This is a genomic window from Pseudomonas sp. K5002, from assembly GCF_013386655.1.
Lineage (GTDB): Bacteria > Pseudomonadota > Gammaproteobacteria > Pseudomonadales > Pseudomonadaceae > Aquipseudomonas.
Window position 1 is genome coordinate 1 of record NZ_JACARK010001186.1, and the last position, 613, is coordinate 613.

The 613-nt window shown below is 67.9% G+C and carries 1 protein-coding gene; it reads right to left on the bottom strand.

Annotation, left to right across the window (positions count from 1 at the left end; genetic code table 11):
• Positions 1-613: MATE family efflux transporter (locus HX846_RS34700; RefSeq protein ID WP_256740298.1), on the bottom strand; the 613-nt coding region annotated here is incomplete at both ends.

Consider the following 613-nt stretch of genomic DNA (forward strand, 5'->3'; position numbering starts at 1 on the left):
GCGAAGCCGACACTCGCCAGCAACGACCAACCACAGGCCACCACCAGCGAGCGGCGCAAGGCCTGGCGGTCGTGGGCGCCGATGGCGTGGCCGCACAAGGCTTCCACGGCGTGGGCCAGTCCGTCCAGGGCGTGGGCCGTCAGCAACAGACCATTGAGCAGCAGCGCATTCGCCGCCACCGTGGCATCCCCCAAGCGAGCGCCTTGCACGGTGATCATGAAAAACACCGATTGCAGGGCCAGGCTGCGGATGAAGATATCGCGGTTCACCGCCAGCAGCGGGCGCCAGCTTTGCCACAGCTTGAGCGTGGCCCAGGCGATATGGCCGGGGTAGGCACGCAGGGCTTTTTGGGTAAGGGCCAGGCCGAGCAGGGCCCCGGTCCATTCGGCGATCACCGAGGCGCGGGCCGAGCCGACCACGCCCCAATCCAGGCCCAGCACGAACCACAGGTTGAGGGCGATGTTGACGAGGTTGGTGGTCAGCAGAATCGCCAGCGGCGCGCGGGCGTTCTGGGTGCCGAGGAACCAGCCCACCAGCGCGTAGCTGGCCAGAGCGGCGGGCAGGCCGAAGAGGCGGGTGTGGAAGAATTCGCGGGTCAGTTGGTTCAGCTCGG